This is a genomic window from Algibacter marinivivus (genome assembly GCF_003143755.1).
GTDB classification, from domain to species: Bacteria; Bacteroidota; Bacteroidia; order Flavobacteriales; family Flavobacteriaceae; genus Algibacter_B; species Algibacter_B marinivivus.
Map to the genome: position 1 here is coordinate 1 of NZ_QFRI01000007.1, position 7,349 is coordinate 7,349.

The window sequence follows — 7,349 nt, forward strand, 5'->3', positions numbered from 1 at the left end:
AGAGTAATCCCAGAACCATCAGCATCCGCAATACAATCCACCGTAATTGCCCCATCAGCATCAGCAATAGTAAATGCAGGTGTATCTATAGTATAAACAAAAGCCCAGTCTGCAGAATTACCAGCACAATCTGTATAAGTATAAGTATAAGTTCTAGTTCCTTCACAAGTTAATGGGTCAGGACTATCAGTAATTACAGCAGTACTAGGTGTTAAAGTATTACCACAAGCATCTGTTACTGTTGGTAAAGTAAATGTTTCAGAGGCATCTGAAATACAATCTACGGTATTAGATCCATTAGGTGGTAAGACAATAGGTGTTGTATTTATAACAGTAATAGTCTGAACAAAATCACTAATAGTTACTCCACACGCATCTGTGAAATTCCAAGTATTAGTATAAGTTCCAGTACTTGAACATCCAGCATCTGGTACAAAAGCACCTGATGTTTTAACAGGAACTAAAGCACATTTATTTGCCACGGGTGTAAGGTTTTGTGCAGCAGTTAACGCACTAGAATCATTACATTCTACGTTAGCATCTAAAGACCCAACTGCTGTTTGCCAAGAAATACTTGGTTGTATTACATTAATTATAGTTTCTTGATTGTTACCTACACCACAGACATCTAATGCTGAAGAACTATCAGTTGTTTGCATAGTAGGATTTTGAACACCTTGATAAGCAGCTACAAACTGCAATCCAAATGAAAGATTACAATTTTGCTCTAAAAAATAACATTCATCTCTTATTTGTAAATCAAAATCTACATCAAAAGCAGGATCACCAGCGTCAGCATTTCCATCTATTACTGTAAATACTAATTCTCCAGTTCCTGAATTATATGTATATGTTATTTGAGTTGGGTCTAAACCTACTATTGGCTCAACTAATGTAAGTTGAGGCGGAAGGGTAGATGATATAGTTACATTTACAGCATCATCATTACCTTTATTTTCAACAGTAAAGTTTCCTGTAATTGTTGTACTTGGTGCTACAGGTGTATTAGCAATATTGGTCAAAACTTCTATTGGACCAAGATTAGGTTCAAAAACATCCACAGATAAACCTAACAAAAATACACCATAAGTTTCTTGGTTGGCTGTTAGCCTAAAAGTTGCAGATGTCTGATCATTCCCAATAATTGAATTACTAGGGTTATCCAGTTGAAAAATTGCTGCGTCAAACCCAGAAGTATTTTGACTTTGTGGTGTTCTATCTAAAAAATTATTATTATCAATAGTTATCCTACTATTAAAAAAGTTATTTGCGTCTCTTAATGGCGCTATTGATAATGGAACAAATGTATTTGAAACATTTTCTATTTGTAATTGATCTCCACTTAAATTTCTATCTCCTTCAAGCGCTCCCATAAGAACTCTTATGTTAACATCTTGTGGAGCTGGTACAGTTTGAAAACCATCAACTAAAATATTATAATTGTTATCGATATCTGTAACGTGAGCATAACCATCATAAATACTAACATTCTTTAAAGGCAAAAGAGGACTATCATAAACAAAAACAATTTGCCATCCACCAGAAACACCAGTAGGAAAAACAGATGCATGTTCTGTTAAATTACCAATTTTTCCTTCTACATTAGCTACTTGATATTGTCCGTAAGCAGAATCTTCATTACCATTGGCAACCAAATCAGTTACAATAGTTGTAATATCTTTTACACAAATATATGGGTCATTACTAAAATGATCATTTGGGTTACCATCCCCATTATCATCCCTACCTCTATATAAAACTTCATCGGCTGTATAATCTGTATAATCAGTTTCACCGGGAAGCATAAGTTTTATATCGTCAAAATCCCAAGCTGGTTGATTTTCTGAGTTTTGGTTAGCATCTGGCTCAAAATCTGAAGCTGCCCAATACAAAAACACCTTCTTAATAGTTAAACAACTTGTTCCAGGTGATGGATTCTTAAATTCAGCTCTACTAGAGTTAAATGTATTTAATCCTATACCTGTATTTCCATCAATATCTACATAAACAAGATTAAAATCTTGATTGTTATCTCCACCGTTATAATCACCAGTAGCAGTTGTAGAAACCATATTATTCGCTATCATGGTAAAATCACCATTTACAGCTTCATTAAATCGTGGTTCAAAATTATTTTTTAATTGCGCATGTGTAACTGCACTTATTAAAAAAAGTAAACCCAGAATAATCTGATGGTTAATAATATATTTAGTAGACGTTTTCATAAGCCCTTAATTAACTAATTGATATTTGTAAAAACTTGTTTTTTTAATGCCCTTTATTATTTGGGTTTGGAACAAAAGTTTTTATAGTAATTGATTCCGAAATGTTTGCCTTAGCATTTTTCGATTTATTTTGTGATAATTTGGTAACAGATATTGATGAACAATTCCATGAATTTAGTTTGGCACTTTTCTTTCTTCGAGTTTTTACTCGCATTCTAATAGATTCATTTGGTTCCAGAGAAATCAAATCAACTGCCATTTGTTTTTTATTTGAACTTTCAAAATAAATTTCGGCATTAATATTTAATTCTTTTTTATCATTCAATTTAGAACTCTTATCATTACAATTATTGCTAGCTAATGATAATGTATAATTTGATTTAAATTTAGAATTATTTTTAAGCTCTATTATATGGATATGCTCATTTTCATAATTAGGTCTATCACTATACTTAACTACATTTATTGTAAAATCATTATTTGCCTTTTTTTTCTGAGCATTTACTGTTAGTGAAAAACAGCAAATTAAAAGAAAAGTACAAAATAAAAGAGTCGATTTATTTTTCATGATTTATGTAACGTTATTTATATAAACTAAGTTATTTACTAGTAACCAGTTAATAGTAATTATAAACTATTGACTAATGCTAATAATTGATAAAAAAATTATAAAAAAATTGTGAGGGGAAAATGAGAGGGTATAAGCACTATAATTTGATAATGCTTTATTTATTTTAGAAATTAGATTCGGGGTCATAATTTTGTATTTTAAGTAGGTTTTGCAAAAAAACATATATGTTATTAGTTGGTCAAATATACATGGTAAATCACTCATAAATTCGATTAAACGCTAAAATAAGCATTTAATCGTTATAATTTGCTTTTTATCGATTATTATATTTTAAAAAAAACATAAACAACTAATTATTAATACTTTATGTTTTATTGATTTTAATTATTTTTTTACAATATAAAAATATGATCGTCGGTTAAGTTGATGCTCTTCAGCAGTACATTTTACACCATTTCTACATTTATTTAATAACTGACTTTCTCCAAATCCAATAGCGCTCTCAATTCGATTAGACGAAATCCCTCGTGATAATATATAATCCCTCGTAGATTTAGCTCTCTTATCAGATAATCTCATATTAAACTTATCTCTTCCTCGGCTATCTGTATGAGCTTCAATTTTTATGACCATATTTGGGTTTGCTCTTAAAACATCAACTATGTTTTCTAATTCATATTCAGCATCAGTTCTAATGTTCCATTTTCCATAATCGAAAAATATTGGTTTAATAATTATTTGGTTTCCTTTAATTAAAGATTCTAATAACAGATCTCTTTCATTTATAACTTTATTTTCATCATCCGTTTTTACTTCTATTCTATCATCAGAATAGGTTTTAATGCTTCCGATAATAACATAATCTTTATTACAACTAACATCAAATTCATAATTTCCATTTTCATCGGAAAAAATTTCTTCAATTATTTTACCAGTTTCATCAATAAGCTTAATAGTAGTATTACTTAATACTGCATCTGTTTTCTTATCTCTAGTTGTTCCTTTAATTTTTTGCGAACATTCAGTGGAATAAATAGTATATATATCATCATTTCCTTTACCACCTGGTCTGTTTGATGACAGGAAACTTCTTTTTATATCATTTGAAGAATCAGCATAAAATGCAAAATCATCATATCCACTGTTAAACGGAGCGCCTAAATTTTGAGAGACTGAAGTACTATCTTTAATAATATTTGATTTAAAAATATCTAATAATCCAAGATTTATTCGACCATCGGATGAGAAATAAAGCGTACTATCTTTACTGACAAAAGGAAACATTTCTCTCCCTTCAGTGTTTATTGAATTACCTAGGTTTTTAGGATTACTATATTTATTGTTTTCTAAAATATCAACCTCATAAATATCGGTTTGTCCATAACCACCTTTTCTATCAGAAACAAAAAATAATTTTTTATTATCTGGACTTAAAGCTGGATGACCTGTAGAGTAAACTTCGTCGTTTATAGGAAGCTCTTTAATATCTACCCAATTACCATCATCTAAAGTTGCTTTGTATATTTTTAAATGTGTAGTTCCTTTTTTGTCAAAATTTAATTTATTTTTTCTTGTTACATTATCTCTAGTAAAATACATGGTTTTGCCATCATTAGAAATTGCAACTGAAGCCTCATGATAATCTGAATTTATTTTTGAAGCATTTATTAAATCAGCATCACCGAACTCTAATTCTTTATCATATTCTTTAATATTTACTTGATATAAATCTAGAAAAGGTTCTTTGTTCCATCCATATTTTTTTGTTGCATCTAGTCCTCGTGACGAAGCAAAATACATTTTATTACTAATTATAAATGAGCCAAAATCTGAAAATTTAGTATTAATTGGTAAATTTTCAATAACAAAATATGAATCCTTATTTAAAGCATTAAGGTCATTATATTTAGATAAATTATTAGAATCATAATCTTTTATCCTACTATCATTATTTTGTACTTCAATTAGCTTTTTTGTCCATTTATCAGCCTCTACATAATCACCAATGCTTTTTAAAGATTGTATATATTTATATAAATACTCACCATTAATATTGTAATTATTAGCCGCTTTTCCATACCAATAAGCCGCTTTTTCAGAATTAGAATTATTATAATAACAATCTCCTAAACGTGTTAATACATGTTCGCTATCATCACCATCTTCAAATGCTTTTTCATATAGTTCTGTAGCTTTAACATAGCCATAATTACTAAAAAACTTATCAGCAAGTTTTTTCTGTGCAAATATGCTGTTAGTACAAAAAACCAATAATAGTATTAAAAAATTTGTTTTCATTTTAATTTAGTTTAGAAATACCTCGGAGATTTAATACGTTTACTTTTAAATAATTCATACATAAATAATACTTCATGTGTTCCACTAGTGTATGGTCTTAAGTCAGATATTGGATATTCATATGCATATCCAATTCGTATTTGTTTTGATACTTGAAAATCTGCAATTCCTCCAATTGCAGCTGCAGATTCATTAAACCTATATGATGCTCCAAGCCAAAATGTTTCATTGAATAAGAAATTTGCAGTTAAATCAAAAGATAAAGGCGCTCCGTTTGTAGCTTTAAGTAACATTGCTGGTTTAAACTTAGTAGTTTCGCTTAAATCAAAAACATAACCACCAGTAAAATAATAACTAACACGTTCTAATGCAACATAATCTAAAGTACCTTGTTTTCCTTTGTTATAATCTGTATTTAATATTCTAGGAGCAGATAAACCAAGGTACCATTTGTTAGTATGTAAATATGCGCCTATACCGAGATTAGGACTCCACCTATTTGAAACATCATTAAAAAATGGGTCTGTAACAACTGTTGGGTCATCTAAAAGTGATTGGTCTATAGTATATTGAGTAAACCCAGCTTTCATACCAAAAGCTAATTTGGTTTTTTCTCCAACTGGCAATGTATATGAAAAATCACCATACAGATACGTGAAATTTTCATACCCTAATTCATCATTTATAAATGAAAAACCAATACCAACTCTATCATTTCTCAAGGGGCTATGAACAGAAATAGTCTGGGTAGTTGGACCTCCGTCTAAACCAACCCACTGACTTCTATGCAAACCTACAACACTTAATGTTTCTCTACTTCCGGCATAAGCAGGATTTATTGAAATGGTGTTATACATATACTGAGTAAATTGTGGCAGCTGTTGTGCAACAGAGAACCAACAATTTGCTAGTAAAAAAATAAATATGTTTAATTTTAATGACTTCATAGTATCCTTAGATTTATTTAGACCCTACATAAAATGCTTTCGCAAAAGGTTCTAATCCACTATTTTTTAAATTAATAACATAAAAATATGTTCCATTTGGTACTTTTTCTGCTCTACCCACAGATGCGTTATGAGCAAATCCATTCCAATTGTTTTGATAATTGGAATTATCATAAATTTTAGCTCCCCAACGGTTGAATATTTGTAATTCTACAATAAAACCACAAGCATCTATTCCATTTATTTCGAAAAATTCGTTATAAAGGTCTCCATTAGGTGTAACAACTTTTGAAATGATAACGTTATTTCTATCACTACATGGTAATGTTACACATTCTTCATGAATTTCAATAGTTACTTCAGTTGTGTTTAAACAACCATCATTATTGAAAGCATAACTGAATTTATATATACCTAATACAACATTTTCTGGATCAAAAATATTTTCATCTAATCTTACATTTCCATCTATAACTGTCCATTCTCCACCTGTTTGATTGTTCTGTAAATAATCATTTAAATCTATAGTTCCATCATCAAAACAAGCTCTATCACTAACTGTATCAACAAACTCAACTAAAGTTACAGAAATGGTTTGAGTATATGTTTCTTGATTATCACATTCATCAGTTACTAGCCATGTTCTTATGATTTCATAATCTGAAGGGTTATTTTCATTAAACGTATTTGTTTCGCTAAAATCAACATTAACATTTGCTGAACAGTTATCAGTAAATTCAATTGTTGGTACAGCAGGTATATTTTCACAATTAACAGCTAATGAAGATTCAATTGTAGCTGTTGGTACAGGAGCAGTTGTATCTTGAACTGTTATAGTTTGAATATGTGTTGTAGTTAATCCATTTGTGTCTGTAGCTACCCATTTTCTTTCTAATGAATAGTTTGATGGACAAGAATCGTCAGTTCTTGTTTCAGTGAGAACAACGTCAACATCACCACATGGATCAGTTGCTGTAAGTGTATCTGCTTCAGGAACACTATCACATTCATAAGTTTCATCTGCCGGTAGCGTTTCTATAAAAATAGGTGCTTCATTATCATTTACGGTTACAATTTGTGTACAAGTAGCTGTATTTCCAGAACCATCGGTTACGGTCCAAGTGACTGTCGTATCTCCTAATGGGAATGTTGCTGGTGCATCATTCGTTACTGTAGCTACCGAACAGTTATCATCCGTTGTTGGTGTTCCTAAAGTGACGTTAGCAGCATCCGTAGTACAAGTACCTGCATCGACATTGACTGCGACATCTGCAGCACAACTTACAAAAGTAGGGTCTATATTATCAT

General features: G+C 30.4%; 5 protein-coding genes. All 5 read right to left on the reverse strand.

The genetic code is table 11. The annotated features are described in order from the left end of the window. The coding region (locus DIS18_RS14800; protein WP_219930769.1) for an HYR-like domain-containing protein at positions 1–2,225 on the reverse strand (2,225 nt) is incomplete at its 3' end. 43 nt (positions 2,226–2,268) lie between these two features. Next, positions 2,269–2,793: a hypothetical protein gene (locus DIS18_RS14805; RefSeq protein ID WP_109353867.1), complete on the reverse strand. Its 525-nt coding sequence runs from the start codon at positions 2,791–2,793 to the stop codon at positions 2,269–2,271. Positions 2,794–3,180: 387 nt separating this feature from the next. Continuing rightward, complete coding sequence (locus DIS18_RS14810) at positions 3,181–5,094, reverse strand: OmpA family protein (protein ID WP_109353868.1); 1,914 nt, start codon at positions 5,092–5,094, stop codon at positions 3,181–3,183. Between the two features lie 11 nt (positions 5,095–5,105). Further along, complete coding sequence (locus DIS18_RS14815; protein ID WP_109353869.1) at positions 5,106–6,041, reverse strand: PorP/SprF family type IX secretion system membrane protein; 936 nt, start codon at positions 6,039–6,041, stop codon at positions 5,106–5,108. 13 nt (positions 6,042–6,054) lie between these two features. Further along, positions 6,055–7,349, reverse strand: a 1,295-nt coding sequence (locus DIS18_RS14820; RefSeq protein WP_146191842.1) for a T9SS type B sorting domain-containing protein, incomplete at its 5' end; no start/stop codon positions are given.